The organism is Tepidimonas alkaliphilus (assembly GCF_007556595.1).
Taxonomy (GTDB): Bacteria; Pseudomonadota; Gammaproteobacteria; order Burkholderiales; family Burkholderiaceae_C; genus Tepidimonas; species Tepidimonas alkaliphila.
The window spans coordinates 22691-40298 of the sequence record NZ_VJNB01000011.1 but is presented as its reverse complement, the minus strand read 5'-3'; the positions used below and the strand labels follow the sequence as shown (position 1 = coordinate 40298).

Here is a 17608-nt window from a genome sequence, read left to right as displayed (position 1 = left end):
GGCTTACAGCCTCCAGAGCACTTGAAACGCCCAGCCCGTGCAACCGACCAGCCAGACGAGGGTGAAGACATGCAGGGCCAGGCGCAGGCCCACGGGCTTGATGTAGTCCATCCAGATGTCGCGCATGCCGACCCAGGCGTGCCATGCCAGCGCGACGACGACGGCGAAGGTGAGGAACTTCATCCACGGCGCGGCGAAAAGGCCGGCCCAGCCCTCGTAGCCGAGCGGGCCGGGGTGCAGCAGCACCTGCGCCAGAAGCAGCAAGGTGAACAGCGCCATCAGCACCGCGGTGAAGCGCTGCACCAGCCAGTCACGCAAGCCGTAGTGTGCGCCGGTGACGACGCGCTTGGAACCATAGTTGACAGCCATGGGGGGATCTCCGTCCGAGGGGGTCAGTAGAGGCCAAACAGCTTGGCGCCCAGCAGCGCCGTCAGCGCCAGACTCACCACCAGCGTGGCGATGGCCGAGGAGCGGCCAAATGCCTTGTCAACCTTGTGCGTGGCGTCCATATACAGGTGGCGCACGCCGGCGACAAAGTGGTGCAGGTAGGCCCAGATGAGCGCCAGCGCCACCAGTTTGAGAAACCAACCCGGTACGAAACCAAGACCTGCAGAGAAAGCCGCCGTGAACGCACCGTAGGAGATTTCCGACGACAGCGAGGCGTCCATCATCCACACGACGAATGGCAGCAGCAAAAACATCAACGCGCCGCTGACGCGGTGCAGAATGGACACCCAGCCAGCGGCGGGCAGGCGGTAGGTGGTCAGATCCCGAAAAACGTGGATGTTGCGGAACTCGGGCCGCGCGGGTCGCAGGGGGGTCATCGGCATCTCTCCTGGAAGCACGAAACGCCGCTGCCTATTGCGCAGCAGGCAGGGCGGACATCGTCGTCGAGCACAAACGAAGGCATTCTATTGCAATGCAACATTTTGTTGCGTCTCAGCCGAGTTCGTTACGGTAGTGGTGGCGGTCGGTGCGATACAAGCCGCGGCGCAGCTCCATCGGCGCGTCGTTGTAGGTGAAGGCGAGTCGCTCCACGCTCAGCAGCGGCGTGCCGGGCGGCACCTGCAGCCGCTGCGCCGCGATGTCGCTGGCGGCCACGGCTTTGATGCGCTCTTCCGCGCGCACCATGCGCACGCCGAATTGGCTTTCGAACAGGGCATACATCGGGCCGGCCCAGGCGGTGAGGGTTTCCAGCGTCAAACCCTTAAAAGGGGTGCCGGGCAACCACAGGTCTTCCAGAATGGTGGGCGCGCCGCCAAGGGAGAGCACGCGGCTGATCTGCACCACCGCATCGCCAGCACGCAGCTGCAGCGCGGCGGCCACCTCAGCGCTGGCGCGGCTGCGACGGCAGGCCAGTACCGTGCGGGTGGCGGGGCCCTCGGCCTGCCGATCGCCGTGGTCGGGGTGCAGGCGCAAAAAACGATACTGCACGTGCCGCTCGGCGTGCGTGGCCACGAAGGTGCCCTTGCCCTGGCGGCGCACCAGCAGGTTGTCGGCGGCCAGCTCGTCGATGGCTTTGCGCACCGTGCCTTGGCTGACCTTGAAGCGCGCCGCCAGCTCTTGTTCGCTGGGGATGGCGTCGCCCGGCTTCCACTCCCCGCGCTGCAAGCTTTGTAGCAGCAGGCTTTTGATTTGTTGATACAGCGGGCTGAAAGCGGGCGTGCCCGCGCCGGCGGCTGCGCTGGCTTCGCCGGATAGGAGGAGGGTGCGCCGAGGCGCCGCCGGGTCGCTGGTGGTCATGGGCGCAATCATATCTTATATAAGACATAAGATAAATTGACGCTGGCGTGCGGCTAAGGGTACACTCGGGTTCCAGACCGCGTTTCATTCCTCTACGGAGTCACCCTCATGAGCAAAAAGCCTGTTCGCGTCGCCGTCACCGGCGCCGCTGGCCAGATCGGTTACGCGCTGCTGTTTCGCATCGCCGCTGGCGAAATGCTGGGCAAGAACCAGCCGGTGATCTTGCAGCTGCTGGAAATCCCCGACGAGAAGGCGCAAAAGGCGCTCAAGGGGGTGATGATGGAGCTGGAGGACTGCGCCTTCCCGCTGCTGGCGGGCATGGAGGCGCACAGCGATCCGAAGACCGCCTTCCGCGACACCGACTACGCGCTGCTGGTCGGCGCGCGTCCGCGCGGCCCCGGCATGGAGCGCAAGGACCTGCTGTCGGCCAACGCGCAGATCTTCACCGCGCAGGGCCGTGCGTTGAACGAAGTGGCCAGCCGCAATGTCAAGGTGCTGGTGGTCGGCAACCCGGCCAACACCAACGCCTACATCGCGATGAAGTCCGCGCCCGATCTGCCGGCCAGGAACTTCACCGCCATGCTGCGCCTGGACCACAACCGCGCGCTGTCGCAGATCGCCGCCAAGACCGGCAAGCCGGTGTCGTCGATCGAGAAGCTGTGCGTCTGGGGCAACCACTCGCCGACGATGTACGCCGACTACCGCTTCGCCACCATTGAAGGCCAGTCGGTCAAGGCGATGATCAACGACGAGGACTGGAACCGCAACGTCTTCCTGCCCACCGTCGGCAAGCGCGGCGCGGCCATTATCGAGGCGCGCGGCCTGTCGTCGGCGGCCTCGGCGGCCAACGCCGCCATCGACCACATGCGCGACTGGGCGCTGGGCACCAACGGCCGCTGGGTGACGATGGGCGTGCCGTCGCAGGGCTGGTATGGCATCCCGCAGGGCATTGTGTTTGGTTTTCCGGTCACTTGCGCCAATGGCGAATACACGGTGGTCGAAGGGCTGCCGATCGACGAGTTCAGCCAGCAGTGCCTCAACAAAACGCTGGCCGAACTGGAAGAAGAGCGCGCCGCGGTGGCGCACCTGCTCTGAGGTCGCGCCACGGACCGCTGCGATGAGCGCCGCACGCCACCCCCGCGAGGTGCTGCTGGGGCCGCAGGCCGCCGCCACGGCCCTGCCGGCGTGCGACCACTATGCGGGCGTGGAGGCGCGCATGCGCAAGAGCCTGGCGCTGCAGGCCGAGTGGTCGGCGCGCCACGGCGTGTGCCTGTTCGACGTCACGCTGGACTGCGAGGACGGCGCCCCGGTGGGCGGCGAGGCCGAGCACGCGGCGCTGATCGTGGAGCTGGTGCGCGGGCTGGACTGGGCCGCCCCGGTGCGCCCGCGCGTCGGCGTGCGCGTGCACCCGGTGGATCACCCGGCGTTCGAGGCCGATGTGGCGGCCATCGTCGGCGCGGTCGGCGCGCGGCTGACGCACGTGATGATCCCCAAGGTCGAGTCGGTGGCCGACGTCGAGCGCGCCGCGGCGGCGGTCGATGCGGCCGGCGCGCCGGCGCTGCCGCTGCACGCGCTGATCGAATCGCCGGCGGCGGTGCACCGCGCGTTCGACATCGCCGCGCATTCGCGCGTGGCGTCGCTGAGCTTCGGGCTGATGGACTTCGTCTCCGCGCACGGCGGGGCGATCCCCGCCAGCGCGATGACCGTGCAGGGGCAGTTCGAGCACCCGCTGGTGCGCCGGGCGAAGCTCGAGATCGCCAGCGCCGCGCACGCGCACGGCAAGGTGCCGTCGCACTGCGTGGTGACCGAATTCCGCGACCGCGACGCGGTGCGCCAGGCCGCCGCGCGCGCCGCGCGCGAGTTCGGCTACACGCGCATGTGGAGCATCCACCCCGACCAGATCGAGCCGATCCTGGAGGCGCTGCGCCCCGACGCGGCGCAGGTCGAGCAGGCCGCGGCCATCATCGCGGCGGCGCAGGCGGCCGACTGGGCCCCCATCGCCCATCAGGGGCATTTGCACGACCGGGCCTCCTACCGTTACTTTTGGCAGGTGCTGGAGCGCGCGCACGCCACCGGGGTGGCGCTGCCCGAGCCGGTGCGCGGCCACTTCGCCTGAACCAAACCTTTCTTGCACATCACTGGAGCACACACCATGCTGCAAGCCTACCGAGAGCACGTGGCCGAGCGCGCCGCGCTGGGCATCCCGCCGCTGCCGCTGAACGCGCAGCAGACCGCCGAGCTGATCGAGCTGATCAAGAACCCGCCGGCGGGCGAGGACCCGCAGTTCCTGCTGGAGCTGCTGACGCACCGTGTGCCGCCGGGGGTGGACGACGCGGCCAAGGTCAAGGCCTCCTTCCTGGCCGCGGTGGCGCACGGCGACCTCCAGGTCGGCCTGATCAGCCGCGCCAAGGCCACCGAGCTGCTCGGCACGATGGTCGGCGGCTACAACGTCAAGCCGCTGATCGACCTGCTCGACGACGCCGAGGTGGCGCCGGTGGCGGCTGAGGGTCTGAAGAAGACGCTGCTGATGTTCGACGCCTTCCACGACGTGGCCGAGAAGGTGCAGGCGGGCAACGCGCACGCGCGCGCCGTCATGCAGAGCTGGGCCGAGGCGGAGTGGTTCCTGTCGCGCCCGGAGGTGCCGAAGAAGATCACCGTCACCGCCTTCAAGGTGCCCGGCGAGACCAACACCGACGATCTGTCGCCCGCGCCGGACGCCTGGAGCCGCCCGGACATCCCGCTGCACGCGCTGGCGATGCTGAAGAACAAGCGCCCGGATGCGCCGTTCGAGCCGGACGAGGACGGCAAGCGCGGCCCGATCAGCGTGCTGCAGAAGCTCAAGGAGAAGGGCCACCTGGTCGCCTACGTCGGTGACGTGGTCGGCACCGGCTCCAGTCGCAAGTCGGCCACCAACAGCGTCATCTGGTGGACCGGTCACGACATCCCGTACGTGCCCAACAAGCGCTACGGCGGCGTCACGCTGGGCGGCAAGATCGCGCCGATCTTCTTCAACACCCAGGAAGACTCGGGCTCGCTGCCCATCGAGGTGGACGTCAGCAGGATCGAGTTCGGCGACGTCATCGACATCTACCCCTACGACGGCAGGATCGAGAAGAACGGCGAGGTCATCGCCACCTTCCAGCTCAAGAGCGAGGTGCTGCTGGACGAGGTGCGCGCGGGCGGCCGCATCAACCTGATCATCGGCCGGGGGCTCACCGCCAAGGCGCGCGAGTTCCTGGGCCTGCCGCCCTCCACGGTGTTCCGCCTGCCCAAGGCGCCGGTGGACAGCGGCAAGGGCTACACGCTGGCGCAGAAGATCGTCGGTCGCGCCTGCGGCCTGCCGGAGGGCAAGGGCATCCGCCCCGGCACCTACTGCGAGCCGAAGATGACCACCGTCGGCAGCCAGGACACCACCGGCCCGATGACGCGCGACGAGCTCAAGGACCTGGCCTGCCTGGGCTTCTCGGCCGACCTGGTGATGCAGTCGTTCTGCCACACCGCGGCCTATCCGAAGCCGGTGGACGTCAAGATGCACCGCGAGCTGCCGGTCTTCATCAGCAGCCGCGGCGGCGTCAGCCTGCGCCCGGGCGATGGCGTCATCCACTCGTGGCTCAACCGCATGCTGCTGCCCGACACGGTCGGCACCGGCGGCGACAGCCACACGCGCTTTCCGATCGGCATCAGCTTCCCGGCCGGCTCCGGGCTGGTGGCGTTCGCCGCCGCCACCGGCGTCATGCCGCTGGACATGCCCGAGAGCGTGCTGGTGCGCTTCAAGGGCCGGATGCAGCCCGGCATCACGCTGCGTGACCTGGTGCACGCCATTCCCTACTACGCCATCAAGCAGGGCCTGCTGACGGTGGAGAAGAAGGGCAAGAAGAACATCTTCTCCGGCCGCATCCTCGAGATCGAGGGTCTGCCCGACCTGAAGGTGGAGCAGGCGTTCGAACTGTCGGACGCCTCGGCCGAGCGCTCGGCTGCCGGCTGCACGATCAAGCTCAACAAGGAACCGATCATCGAGTACCTGCAGAGCAACATCGTGCTGCTGAAGTGGATGATCGCCAACGGCTACCAGGATGCGCGCACGCTGGCGCGGCGCATCAAGGCGATGGAGAAGTGGCTGGAGAACCCGCAGCTGCTGGAGGCCGACCCGGACGCCGAGTACGCCGCGGTGATCGAGATCGATCTCAACGAGATCAAGGAGCCGATCCTGTGCTGCCCCAACGACCCGGACGACGCGCGTCCGCTGTCGGAGGTGGCCGGCACCAAGATCGACGAGGCCTTCATCGGCTCGTGCATGACCAACATCGGCCACTTCCGCGCCGCGGCCAAGCTGCTGCACGGCCAGCGTGACATCCCGGTGCGGCTGTGGGTGGCGCCGCCGACCAAGATGGACCAGAACGAGCTCATCAAGGAAGGCTACTACGCCACCTTCGGCACCGCCGGGGCGCGCACCGAGATGCCCGGCTGCAGCCTGTGCATGGGCAACCAGGCGCAGGTGCGCGAGGGCGCCACGGTCGTCTCCACCAGCACGCGCAACTTCCCCAACCGCCTGGGCCGCAACACCAACGTGTTTTTGGCCTCGGCGGAGGTGGCCGCAATCGCCTCGCGTCTGGGCCGCTTGCCGACGGTGGAGGAATACATGGCCGAAATGGGCGTGATCAATCAGAAGGCCGGCGAGGTTTACCGCTACATGAACTTCGACCAGATCGACGAATACGTCGAGACCGCCAAAGCGGTGACGGTCTAACGCGCAGACGGCGGGGGGCGGCCCGCCTGGTTCGGCTAGCGTCCCTCCCGCGGGCTGGCCTATGGCGGGGCCGATCTGGCCAACGGTGTCCGGTCAAGGCGGCGGCCACGCGATGTCATCTGCGCGGCGCGCCGTCCCAATGGGAGCGGCGCTGAGCCCTTTCTGCGTCGCGGCGATGTCCTCTTCGCTCGGGTAAAGCCCCAGCAGAAGGTAATCGAACACGCGGCGCACGATGGGGGCCGCGTGCGCCGCGCCAACGCCGGCGTTTTCGACGATGGCGGCCACCACGACGCTAGGGGCCTCAGCCGGCGCAAAACCGATGTAGAGCGAGTGGTCGCGCTGAAATTCGGCCAGCCGCTGGGGGTCGTAGCGGTCGCGCTGGCCGATGGTGACGGCTTGCGCGGTTCCGGTTTTGCCGCCGCTGCGGTAGGGCGCGCCGGCAAACACGCGGGCGGCGGTGCCTTCAGTGGTGACGGCTTCCATCGCCTCCAGCACCACGCGCAAATGTTCAGATCGATAGCCGAGCGGCCGAGGCGGCGCAGGGGGGGGCAGCGGCTGCGGTGCTTGGCCGGGCGGCACCGCGGCGCGCGCCAAGTGCGGCGTGATGCGCTGGCCGCCGTTGGTCAAAGCCGCCAGTGCCGTGGCCAGTTGCAACATGGTGAAGCTGTTGTAGCCTTGGCCGATGCCCAGCGAAATCGTTTCGCCCGGGTGCCAGCGCTGTTGCTCGGGCTTGCGGTAAGTCGCGCGCTTCCACGCGGGGCTGGGCAGAATGCCGCGCACTTCGCCCGGCAGGTCAATGCCGGTGAGCTGGCCAAAGCCCAATGGCGCCATGAAGTCGTGAATCGCTTGCACGCCCATCTCGTGCGCCAACGTGTAGTAATACACGTTGCTGGAGGCGGCGATGCTGCGCCGCAAATCCACCATGCCCAAGGCGTGCTCGCCGTGACTGCGAAAGCGGTGGTTGCCCAACACCCAGTAGCCCGGGTCGTAAATGGCGGTTTGCGGCTTGCGCAGCCCAAGCTCCAACGCGGCCAAGGCCATGAAGGGCTTGTAGGTGGAGCCGGGGGGATAGGTGCCGCGCAAGGCGCGGTTGAGCAACGGGCGGTCGAGCGATTCGTTGAGCGCGCGCCAGCTGTCCGGGTCGATGCCATCGACGAATAAATTGGGGTCAAAAGTCGGCATGCTCACCAGCGCCAGCACTTCGCCGTTGCGCGGATCCAGCGCCACCAAGGCCCCCCGCCGCGAGCCATACAGGCGCTCGACCAGATGCTGCAGGCGGGCGTCCAGCGTGAGCTGGATGTCTTGCCCTGCTTGCGGCTGGGTGAGATCAAGACGCCGAACCACCCGCCCGGTGGCGGTGGTTTCCAGGCGTTCCAGGCCGGTGCGGCCATGCAGCCGCTCTTCCTGCGCGGCCTCAACCCCGAGCTTGCCGATATGGGTGCTGCCACGGTAGTTGGCCTGGCGTTCCTCAGGCCAGTCGTCCATGCGCGCACGATCGCGTTCGCTGATGCGACCGAGGTAGCCGATGGCATGCGCGGCGGTGGCGCCCAACGGGTAGCGGCGCAGCCGCCGCGCTTGAATGTCGACGCCGGGCAAAGCCCAAAGGTGCGCCGCCACCCGCGCCATTTCCTCTTCGCTGAGGCGGGTTTTGAGCGGCAACGGATCGAAGCGCTTGGATTCGGCGCGCAATCGCCGAAAACGCTGCAAGTCGCGTGGGGTGAGTTCGACCAGCTCGCCCAGGCGTTGCAAGGTCGCTTCGAGATCGGTCACCCGTCCAGGGGTGATCTCCAGCGTATAGACCGGCACGTCGTCGGCCAAGACAAGACCATGGCGATCCAGAATGCGTCCGCGCGGCGGCACCAGCGGCACGATGGCGGTGCGGTTGCCTTCGGCCTGCGCGGCGTGGCGCTCGTGTTGCACCACCTGCAAAACCCAGGCGCGCCCAGCCAGCAAAGCCAGCAGGGCCAGCGCCACGGCCAGCGCCAGCCAAGCGCGGCGTTGCTGGCGGGCAAGGCGGCGATCGACCTGGTGATGCAGCGACATGGCCAGGCGTCACAGGGGACGGGTGTCGTCCGGATCGGGCGCGCGGCGCTGCGGCGCCAGCAACACATAATGGGCCAGGGGCCAGGCAGCCGCGGTGGTCAGCGGCGCCAGCAACTGGGCCCACGACGGCCCGCCGTCGCCGGCGAGCCAGCGCACCCCCCACTGCAAGGCGCTGGCCGTCAACAGCAGCGGCAGCACGTGCAGCGTTTGACCGCGCAGTTCGAACCACAGGATGCGCCGATGCAAGGCAATGGCGCCGTAGCTCATCACCGCGTAGGCCAGCGCATGCTGACCCAGCAGCGTTCCATAAGCCACATCCAATGTCAAGCCCGCTGAAAATGCCGTGCCCACCCCGATGCGGCGGGGCTGGTGCACGCTCCAAAACGTCAGCGTCAACGCCAGCCAGTCGGGCAGAAAGGCCAGCCGTGGCAGCCAGGCGCCTTGCACCATCATCCACGCCAAGGCGGCGGCCACGCTGCCCCACACAAAGGCTGGGTTGGCGGGCAGCAGCAGGACTTGACCGCGCGGCAGCATCAACGCGTCCCTTCGCCGTCGGCTCGGCGCTGCAACACCAGCACGTGCAACGCGTCGCGCACGTGGGCCGAGGGCCGCACCAGCACCTGCGCCAGGCCATCCTCTTGCGGTTCGACCCGCACCACTTGGCCCACCGGCAACCCTGCTGGATACACGCCGTCAATGCCGCTGGTGACCAAGGTGTCGCCCGGCTGGGTTTCGGTGCTGACCGGCACGAAGCGCAGCTGCAGGGCAGGCTCGTCCAGATCGCCGTTGCCGAAGGCCAGGTGGCGCTCCCCGGTGCGGGTGTTGAGCACCGGCACCGCCAAGCGGGGGTGCGCCAGCAGCGTGACTTCGCTGGTCCACGGCAGCACGCGCGTGACCTGCCCCAGCACGCCCCAGCCGTCCATGACCGCAGCGCCCACCGTGACGCCGTGCTGCGCGCCGCGGTCAATGAGCACCATCGGCCGATAGGGGTCGGGCAGGGCATGCAAAATTTCCGCCCCGATGGCCTGGGGCCAGACGCGCTCACGCAGCCCCAGCAGCGCGCGCAGTTCACGGTTTTCTTGCGCCAGGTGCTCCACCAAACCGGCGCGGTCGGCTTGCTGGGCCAGCGCCAACCGCGCCTCGTCGGCCTCGCGCCGGGCGCGCTGCAAGTCCAGGGTGTGGCGGCTGAGCCACTGCCAGCCGCGAACGGGTTGCCACGCCAGCCATTGCAGCGGGTAAAGCGCCACGGCGATGCCGTGCCGAACCCACGGCGTTACCTGAAACCGCGCATCCAGCACCATCAGCAGAACCGCCAACGCGCTGAGCACCACCAGCTTGGCCAAGGCCGGCGTGCCCTGGCGAAAAAACGGCGGCGGCTGGCGTTCGAGCGTGCCCGGCGGCATCGTAACGGATGGTGGACGGGCTTGATAGCTCGGAGTCGAGGAGGGCGACGGTCACTCGCTGGTGAAGATGCCGTGCCCCAGACGGTCCATTTGCTCCAGCGCCATGCCGCAGCCGCGCACGACGCAAGTCAGCGGGTCTTCGGCCACGAAGACCGGCAGGCCCGTCTCTTCGGTCAGCAGCCGGTCAAGGTCGCGCAGCAAGGCGCCGCCGCCGGTGAGCATCATGCCGCGGTCGGCGATGTCGGCGCCCAGCTCCGGCGGCGTGTTTTCCAGCGCGATCTTGACGGCGCTGACGATCTGGTTGATCGGCTCGGTCAGCGCCTCCAAAACCTCGTTGGAGCTGATCGTGAAGCTGCGCGGCACGCCCTCCGAGAGGTTGCGGCCTTTGACCTCCATCTCGCGCACTTCCGAGCCGGGAAACGCGCTGCCAATGGTTTTTTTGATGTGCTCAGCGGTGGGCTCGCCAATCAACATGCCATAGTTGCGGCGAATGTAGTTGATGATGGCCTCATCAAATTTATCGCCGCCGACGCGCACGCTGCCCTTATAGACCATGCCGCCCAAGCTGATGACGCCCACCTCCGTCGTGCCGCCACCGATGTCCACCACCATCGAGCCGGAAGCTTCGGCTACTGGCAGCCCGGCGCCGATGGCGGCGGCCATGGGTTCCTCGATCAGATACACCTCCGAGGCGCCGGCGCCCAAGGCCGATTCGCGAATGGCGCGCCGCTCCACCTGCGTGGAGCCGCACGGCACGCAGATGATGATGCGCGGGCTGGGGCGCAGCAGCGAGCGCGGGTGCACCATCTTGATGAACTGCTTGAGCATCTGCTCGGTGACGGTGAAGTCGGCGATCACGCCGTCCTTCATCGGGCGGATGGCCTCGATGTTGCCCGGCACTTTGCCAAGCATGGCTTTGGCGGCCTTGCCCACGGCCTGAATGGTTTTCTTACCCGTGGGCCCGCCCTCGTGGCGGATCGCCACCACCGAGGGCTCATCCAGCACGATGCCCTTGCCGCGCACGTAGATGAGGGTGTTGGCGGTGCCAAGGTCGATGGCGAGGTCGGTCGAAAAATGCCGACGCAGCGATGCAAACATGGTGATCAGACGTCCAGGGCGGCTCGCTGGCCTGCATCGCCTGCGTGGGACTTGCAGCGGAGCCAGGCGGCGAACCGGTCTATGAAACCCGGGATAATACCGCAAGGCTTTTCCGTCACTGCGGGTGACGCCCTATCCCGGGAGCGTGCCGATTCATGTTCACGATTGATGACGTGCAGCGCCTGGCGCGCTTGGCGCGCCTGGCGCTGGATCCCCCAGCGGCCGAGCGCATGCGCGGCCAGCTCGACGCCGTGTTGGCCTTGGTGGAGCGCCTGCGTGCGGTGGACACCACAGGGGTGGAGCCTCTGGCGCATCCCGCGGAGCTGTTCAGCGAGGTGGCGCTGCGCTTGCGCGACGACGAGGTGCGCGAGCCGCCGCAGCGCGAGGCGATTTTGGCCAACGCGCCAGCCACCGAGGCAGGCTTGTTCCTGGTTCCGAAGGTGATCGAATGAGCATGGATGCATGGCCGTGGATGGGGGCGGCGGAGCTGGCTGAAGGTTTGCGCGCGCGTCGCTTCAGCAGCGTGGAGCTGACGCAAGCGCTGTTGCAGCGCGTGCAAGCCCTGAGTCATCTGAATGCGTTCGTGGCGGTGGACGCCGAGCTCAGTCTGCAGCAAGCGCGCGCGGCGGACGCGCGACTGGCGCGCGGTGAGGTCGCGCCGCTGCTGGGTGTGCCGATCGCACACAAGGATGTGCTGGTCACGCGCGGCTGGCCGACCACCGCCGGCAGCCGCATGCTGGCGGGCTACCGCAGCCCTTTTGACGCCACTGTGGTGGCGCGGCTGGGTCAAGGCGATGACGTTCACCCAGGCGCGGGTGCGGTGACGCTGGGCAAGCTCAACTGCGATGAGTTTGCCATGGGCTCGGGCAACGAGCACTCGGCCTGGGGGCCGGCGCGCAACCCTTGGGATCCGGCGCGCGTGCCGGGCGGATCTTCCGGCGGTTCGGCTGCCGCGGTGGCGGCGGGGCTGGTGCCGGCGGCCACCGGCACCGACACGGGTGGCTCCATCCGGCAACCGGCGGCTTTTTGCGGCATCACCGGCATCAAGCCGACCTACGGGCGCTGCTCGCGCTACGGTTTGATTGCCTATGCCTCCAGCCTTGACCAGGCCGGGCCGATGGCGCGCTCGGCGCGCGACTGTGCCCTGCTGCTCAGCGTCATGGCTGGCCCCGATCCGTGGCGCGACGCCACGTGTTTGGACCTGCCGCCGCAGGACTACACGCAGGGCTTGGACGAGCCATGGCCCGGCGCCGACGCCCAACGCCCGCTGCAAGGGCTGCGCATCGGCCTGCCGCACGAGTTTTGGCACACGCAAGGCTGCGCTGCGGACGTGCAGGCTGCGCTGCGCGCCGCGTTGGAGGTGTTGGAGCAGCTGGGCGCCCGTCTGGTGGAGGTGTGCCTGCCGCACAGCGAGCTGGCGATCCCAGCCTATTATGTGCTGGCCCCGGCTGAGGCCAGCTCCAACCTCAGCCGATTTGACGGCGTGCGCTACGGCCATCGGGCCGCTTCGTGCGATGACCTGGCGGACCTGTATGGCCGCTCGCGCAGCGAAGGGTTTGGGCCCGAGGTGCAGCGGCGCATCCTGGTCGGCACTTATGTGCTGTCGCACGGTTATTACGATGCCTACTACCTGCAGGCGCAAAAGATTCGGCGCTTGATCGCCCAGGACTTTGCCGCCGCGTTTGCGCATTGCGACCTGATCGCCGGCCCGGTGGCGCCCAGCGTAGCCTGGCCGATTGGGGCCAAGAGCGACGATCCGGTGGCGGAATACCTGGCCGACATCTACACCTTGCCCGCGTCGCTGGCCGGGCTGCCGGCGTTGAGCATGCCCGCCGGCGTCGGCGAAGGCGGCCTGCCGGTGGGTTTGCAGCTGATCGGGCCTTACCTGACCGAGGCGCGCCTGTTGCGCGTGGCGCATCAGTTTCAGCACGTCACCGACTGGCACCGGCGCACGCCGCCGTTGCCGCCAGCGACATCCAGGCCCAACGACAAGACGGAGGTGTGATGGAGGCTGCCCTGATCCATGGCTACGAAGTGGTGATCGGCCTGGAAACGCACGTTCAGTTGCGCACGCGCAGCAAGATGTTCAGCGCGGCGTCCACGGCCTTTGGCGCCGAGCCCAACACGCAGGCGTGCGCGGTGGATGCGGCGCTGCCCGGCACGCTGCCGGTGCCCAATCGCGCCGCGGTGGCGTGCGCCATCCGCTTCGGGTTGGCGGTGGGCGCGCGCATTGCGCCGCGCAGCGTGTTCGCGCGCAAAAACTATTTTTACCCTGACCTGCCCAAGGGCTATCAAATCAGTCAATACGAGATTCCGGTGGTGCAGGGTGGCGAAATCGGCTTTTGGTTGGAAACCGGGCAAGGCCCGCAGGCGCGGCGCGTCTGGCGTTGCGTGCGGCTGGTGCGCGCGCATCTGGAAGAAGACGCTGGCAAAAGCCTGCACGAGGATTTCCACGGCATGAGCGGCATCGACCTCAATCGGGCCGGCACGCCGCTGCTGGAGATTGTTACCGAGCCCGACATGCGTTGCAGCGCCGAAGCGGTGGCCTACGCGCGCGAGTTGCACAAGCTGGTGACGTGGATGGGTATTTGCGACGGCAACCTGCAGGAAGGGTCGTTTCGCTGCGACGCCAACGTCAGCGTGCGCAAGCCGGGCCAGCCGTTGGGCACGCGGCGCGAGATCAAAAACCTCAACTCGTTTCGCTTTTTGCAGCAAGCCATCGACGCCGAGGTGCGCTGGCAGATTGAGCAATTGGAAGAGGGCCGCTCGATCGAGCAGGCCACGGTGTTGTTTGATCCCGACAGCGGCGAGACCCGCCCCATGCGCAACAAGGAGGATGCGGCCGATTACCGCTATTTTCCTGATCCGGATTTGCCGCCGCTGGTGATTGCGCCCCAGTGGATCGAGCAGGAACGCGCCGCTTTGCCGGAGCTGCCGCGCGCCACGGCGCAGCGCTTTATGGCCGACTACGGCTTGCCGGAATACGACGCCGTCACCCTGACGCAGTCTCGGGCGATGGCCGCATATTTCGAGGCGGTGGTGCAAGCCGGCGCGGCGCCCAAAGCCGCCAGCAACTGGGTGATGGTGGAACTGGCGCGCCGCCTTAACGCGGCCGACATCGGCATCGAAGCCTGCCCGCTGCCGCCGCAGGCGTTGGCGGCGGTGATCGCGCGCGTCAGCGAGGGCACGATCAGCCAAGCGGCGGCCAAGCAAGTGCTGGATGCGCTCTGGACGGAGCCGGCGGCCCCCGAGGCGGCGGCAGCGGCGGTGGATGCGCTGATCGAGGCGCGCGGACTGCGGCAGCTCAACGACACCGCGGCGCTGCAGGCGCTGGTGCAGCAGGTGATCGACGCCAATCCGAAGAACGTGGCTGAAGTGCGCGCCGGCAAGGACAAAGCCCTCAACGCCCTGGTGGGGCAGGTCATGAAGGCCTCTCAGGGCAAGGCCAACCCTCAGCAGGTGGCGGAGCTGCTGCGCCGCGCGTTGTTGGGGTGATGCCGCCGCCCGGTTGGGTCCAGGGCGGTGCTAGCGGCCAGCGGAGGGCAAGGAGGCGTCGCTCGACCCCGTAGGGGTGGCCCACAAGCGGCGCAGAACAGCCAGCTCGGCGTCAAAACGCTCGTCAATGCGCGCGCGCTCCCGCTCGAGGTCTGCCACAAAGCGACGCTGCACTTCGCGTTGTGCGCGGACGTCGTCCAGGCGTCGTTGCACGCTTGCCGGCGGTTGGGACGAAGCGGCGCGGCTGCGCTCCAGTTCCTGTTGCAGCTGGCGTTGTTCCTCTTCCAGTTGCTGCAGACGCTGCTGTGCCAGCTGCAAGCTGGCCTGCACCGGCGCGAGGGCTGCCTCGCGCGCGCGCTGATGCGCCGCTGGGGTGGGGTAGCGCATCAGCAACGCCTGCTCGCGCCGTTGCGCTTCGGCGGCGCGGGCGGCGGCTTCGGCCTGGGCGCGTTGCTGCGCTTCGGCCCGCGCGCGCTCTTCAGCGCTGGGCGGGGGTTCGAGGACGCGGCGCACCGCGCCACTGGGGCCCAGCTCGCGTTGCACGCGGTCGCGGCATTCCGGGATCGGTCGATCCGACGACAACAGCCGGCCCTGCGCGTCGATGCAGGTGTAAATGGAAGCCGAGCCGCCTGCGGTCTGCGCCCAGGCGGCCATGGCAGGCCAGGCTAAGACGGCCCATAGGCGTGAGGGCAAGCGGATGGCGATACGTCGGGACATGGCGCGAAAGACGGCGCACCACCGCGAAAAGCGCTCTTAAGCTACGCCATAGCGAGCCCGGTAGTCGAACACGCGCTGGCGGTGCGCCGCCATTTCGGGGTGCTGATGCTGCTCCAAATACTGCAGCAAATCGTCCAGCTGCGCAATGGCGCAGACCTGCAGACCGTATGCGCGTTGCACATGCTGTACCGCGCTGTAGGGCAGTTCGCGCACTGTGCCATCGGGGCCGACCTCGGTGGCCTTTTCCTGTCGATCCAAAGCGATCGCCAACGCATACGGCGTGGCGCCTGCGCGACGAATGAGTTCGATCGATTCGCGCACGGCGGTGCCGGCGCTCATCACATCATCGACGATCAGCACCCGCCCGCGCAACGGCGCGCCGACCAGCGTGCCGCCTTCGCCGTGGTCTTTGGCCTCTTTGCGGTTGAAGGCAAACGGCTTGCTGTGACCGCGCCGCGCCAGCTCCACCGCCAGCGCCGTGGCCAGCGGGATGCCCTTGTAGGCCGGGCCAAAAATCAAGTCGAAAGCCAAGTCTTGGGCCAGGATAGCCTCGGCATACAGCGCGGCCAGTTGGCCCAGTTTGGCGCCGTCGTCAAACGAGCCCGCGTTGAAAAAATAGGGACTAAGTCGCCCCGCTTTGGTTTTGAATTCGCCAAAACGCAGGGCCCCGGCTTGCAGCGCGAACTGAATAAAACGTTGGGCCAACGGGTGGGGGGACAGGCACGAAGTCATGGCGCGAGGCGATCCGGGCGGGCTGCGGCGTGCACGGGGACGACTTGCCAAGCGACCACGCCAGCCGTCGGCGGGAGTGTGGTGCCGCCGAGCGGCCGAGGGTCGAGGCTGCGCAGGCAACCCATCGGATTGTAGGCGATGGGCAGGGTGCGGCCTTGCTTAGCCTGCCCGCAGCCAGCCGTAGCTGGCCACGCCCAAGGCGGTCAGCGCCAGCGAGCCACCCACGTGCAGCGCCACGCCCGCCAGCGCCCACAGCAGCTTGCCTTCTTGCAGCAGCGTGGTCATCTCGATCGAAAAGCTGGAAAACGTCGTCAGCCCCCCCAGCAAGCCGGTGATGGCAAACAGCCGCCACGGCGCGGCAACCTCCGGATGATGCAAGAAAAAAGCCGCCACCACCCCGATGGCGTAGCCGCCGATCCAGTTGGCCGCCAGCGTGCCCAGCGGCAGGTTGGGCAGCACGGCGTTGAGGGCCAGCCCCAAGCCCCAGCGCATCAGAGCGCCGAGGCTGGCGCCGGCAGCGATGGCCACAACCGAAGTCAGCATAGGTCGTCCTCCAGGCAGACAGGGTGATGGGAACACAGGCGCGTTGGAGACGCGTGCGCCCGAGGCGAAGTCAGGCGCTGGCGCCGATTGGGGCTGGGCGGGGCGCCCAGCGGTTGAGGCGGCGGCGCGGCATGGGTCGATGCAGGGCCGTTGGGTTGCATGGCCGCCGCCTAGCCAGCCGCGACCCCCGCGGCGACGTGGCCGGCCGGCACATGTTCAGCGGCGCTGGCCACATGCCGGGTCTGGTCGTCGAAGAAGAAGTCCGGCTCGAACTCGCGCAGGAACGGGCCCTTGTCGAGGCCACCGAGGAACATCGCCTCATCGACCTCGATGTGCCAGTCCATCAGCGTGCGGATGGCGCGCTCGTGCGCCGGGGCGCTGCGCGCGGTGACCAGCGCGGTGCGGATGCGCATCGAGGGCGTGCCGGCCTGCTGCAGCCGGTGCAGCGCCTGCAGCAGCGGCTTGAACGGCCCGCCCGGCAGCGGCACGGAGGCGTGGCGCTGCTCGTGCGCCTGGAAGGCGTCCAGCCCTTGCTCCTGATACACGCGCTCGGCCTCGTCGGAAAACAGCACCGCGTCGCCGTCAAAGGCGATGCGCACCTCGTGCGGGTGGGCGTCGCTGGCGCGCGGCGCGTGCGGATAGACCTGTGCCGCCGGAAAGCCGGCTGCCAGCGCCGCGCGCACGTCGTCCAGGTTGGCCGACAGGAACAGGTGCGCCCCGAGCGGCCGCAGGTAGCGCCACGGCGGCGCCCCGCGCGTGAAAACGCCGCGCTGGATCGGCAGCCGGTCGGCGGCGGCGGAGCGAAACACCCGCAGGCCCGAGACCGGGTCGTTGCGCGACAGGATCACCACCTCCACGCGCGTGGCGCCGTCGGCGTTGAAGGCCAGCAGCTTGCGCACCAGCGAAAACGCCACGCCGGGCCGTGCCGGCTGCTCCAGGCGCTTGAGCTGCAGCGCCATGTAGGCGCGGTCGTCGCCCTGCTCGAAGACGCGGTTTTCCTCCTCGAAATCGAACAGCGCGCGCGAGGAAATCGCGACCACCAAGCCTTGCTCGGGCAGCGTGCTCATGCGCGCATTCTGGCATGCGG

General features: G+C 68.2%; 17 protein-coding genes. 6 read left to right on the top strand and 11 right to left on the bottom strand.

Annotated elements, in window-relative coordinates:
* Positions 1-3 precede the first annotated feature (3 nt).
* The 3 genes from sdhD to Talka_RS09920 all read right to left on the bottom strand — a co-directional run bounded on the left by sdhD (position 4) and on the right by Talka_RS09920 (position 1743).
* Positions 4-369, bottom strand: coding sequence for a succinate dehydrogenase, hydrophobic membrane anchor protein (sdhD, locus tag Talka_RS09930; protein ID WP_143891163.1), 366 nt, complete (start codon positions 367-369; stop codon positions 4-6).
* 23 nt (positions 370-392) lie between these two features.
* Positions 393-824 carry a succinate dehydrogenase, cytochrome b556 subunit gene (gene sdhC, locus Talka_RS09925; protein WP_143891162.1) on the bottom strand — a complete coding sequence of 144 codons (432 nt, stop codon included), beginning with the start codon at positions 822-824 and terminating at the stop codon, positions 393-395.
* A 115-nt stretch (positions 825-939) separates the two neighbouring features.
* Positions 940-1743, bottom strand: coding sequence for a GntR family transcriptional regulator (locus tag Talka_RS09920; RefSeq protein ID WP_143891161.1), 804 nt, complete (start codon positions 1741-1743; stop codon positions 940-942).
* Between the two features lie 108 nt (positions 1744-1851).
* Between Talka_RS09920 and Talka_RS09915 the strand changes: the two genes are divergently transcribed.
* The 3 genes from Talka_RS09915 to acnB are packed head-to-tail and all read left to right on the top strand — an operon-like array spanning position 1852 to position 6490.
* On the top strand, positions 1852-2838 hold the full coding sequence (locus Talka_RS09915) for a malate dehydrogenase (protein WP_143891160.1): 987 nt from the start codon (positions 1852-1854) through the stop codon (positions 2836-2838).
* Between the two features lie 22 nt (positions 2839-2860).
* The gene (locus Talka_RS09910; protein WP_143891159.1) at positions 2861-3859 is read left to right on the top strand and encodes an HpcH/HpaI aldolase/citrate lyase family protein; all 999 of its coding nucleotides are present in this window, start codon (positions 2861-2863) and stop codon (positions 3857-3859) included.
* 36 nt (positions 3860-3895) lie between these two features.
* Positions 3896-6490, top strand: a complete 2595-nt coding sequence (gene acnB, locus Talka_RS09905; protein ID WP_143891158.1) for a bifunctional aconitate hydratase 2/2-methylisocitrate dehydratase — start codon at positions 3896-3898, stop codon at positions 6488-6490.
* Positions 6491-6583: 93 nt separating this feature from the next.
* Here the strand turns inward: acnB and mrdA are convergent, their stop codons facing one another.
* The 4 genes from mrdA to Talka_RS09885 are packed head-to-tail and all read right to left on the bottom strand — an operon-like array spanning position 6584 to position 11034.
* On the bottom strand, positions 6584-8533 hold the full coding sequence (gene mrdA / locus Talka_RS09900; RefSeq protein WP_143891157.1) for a penicillin-binding protein 2: 1950 nt from the start codon (positions 8531-8533) through the stop codon (positions 6584-6586).
* A 9-nt stretch (positions 8534-8542) separates the two neighbouring features.
* Positions 8543-9067 carry a rod shape-determining protein MreD gene (mreD, locus tag Talka_RS09895; RefSeq protein ID WP_342781064.1) on the bottom strand — a complete coding sequence of 175 codons (525 nt, stop codon included), beginning with the start codon at positions 9065-9067 and terminating at the stop codon, positions 8543-8545.
* Positions 9067-9936, bottom strand: a complete 870-nt coding sequence (gene mreC / locus Talka_RS09890; RefSeq protein ID WP_143891155.1) for a rod shape-determining protein MreC — start codon at positions 9934-9936, stop codon at positions 9067-9069. Before mreC ends, mreD begins: the two co-directional genes overlap by 1 nt.
* A 51-nt stretch (positions 9937-9987) precedes the next feature.
* Complete coding sequence (locus Talka_RS09885; RefSeq protein ID WP_143891154.1) at positions 9988-11034, bottom strand: rod shape-determining protein; 1047 nt, start codon at positions 11032-11034, stop codon at positions 9988-9990.
* A 155-nt stretch (positions 11035-11189) separates the two neighbouring features.
* On the opposite strand from Talka_RS09885, the gene gatC reads away from it, so the two are divergent.
* The 3 genes from gatC to gatB are packed head-to-tail and all read left to right on the top strand — an operon-like array spanning position 11190 to position 14529.
* Positions 11190-11486 carry an Asp-tRNA(Asn)/Glu-tRNA(Gln) amidotransferase subunit GatC gene (gene gatC / locus Talka_RS09880; protein WP_143891153.1) on the top strand — a complete coding sequence of 99 codons (297 nt, stop codon included), beginning with the start codon at positions 11190-11192 and terminating at the stop codon, positions 11484-11486.
* Between the two features lie 2 nt (positions 11487-11488).
* The gene (gatA, locus tag Talka_RS09875; RefSeq protein ID WP_143891152.1) at positions 11489-13039 is read left to right on the top strand and encodes an Asp-tRNA(Asn)/Glu-tRNA(Gln) amidotransferase subunit GatA; all 1551 of its coding nucleotides are present in this window, start codon (positions 11489-11491) and stop codon (positions 13037-13039) included.
* Complete coding sequence (gatB, locus tag Talka_RS09870) at positions 13039-14529, top strand: Asp-tRNA(Asn)/Glu-tRNA(Gln) amidotransferase subunit GatB (RefSeq protein ID WP_143891222.1); 1491 nt, start codon at positions 13039-13041, stop codon at positions 14527-14529. The genes gatA and gatB overlap by 1 nt, the downstream gene beginning before the upstream one ends.
* A gap of 30 nt (positions 14530-14559) precedes the next feature.
* Here the strand turns inward: gatB and Talka_RS09865 are convergent, their stop codons facing one another.
* From Talka_RS09865 to Talka_RS09850, 4 genes are all read right to left on the bottom strand, one after another.
* Entirely contained in the window at positions 14560-15183 is a 624-nt protein-coding gene (locus Talka_RS09865) for a DUF4124 domain-containing protein (protein WP_185970127.1), read from the bottom strand.
* A 99-nt stretch (positions 15184-15282) separates the two neighbouring features.
* Positions 15283-15978, bottom strand: coding sequence for an orotate phosphoribosyltransferase (pyrE, locus tag Talka_RS09860; RefSeq protein WP_143891150.1), 696 nt, complete (start codon positions 15976-15978; stop codon positions 15283-15285).
* Positions 15979-16137: 159 nt separating this feature from the next.
* A complete protein-coding gene (gene crcB / locus Talka_RS09855) occupies positions 16138-16521 on the bottom strand; it encodes a fluoride efflux transporter CrcB (RefSeq protein WP_143891149.1) in 384 nt (127 codons plus the stop codon).
* A 170-nt stretch (positions 16522-16691) separates the two neighbouring features.
* Complete coding sequence (locus Talka_RS09850; RefSeq protein ID WP_143891148.1) at positions 16692-17588, bottom strand: 5'-nucleotidase; 897 nt, start codon at positions 17586-17588, stop codon at positions 16692-16694.
* Positions 17589-17608: the final 20 nt, after the last annotated feature.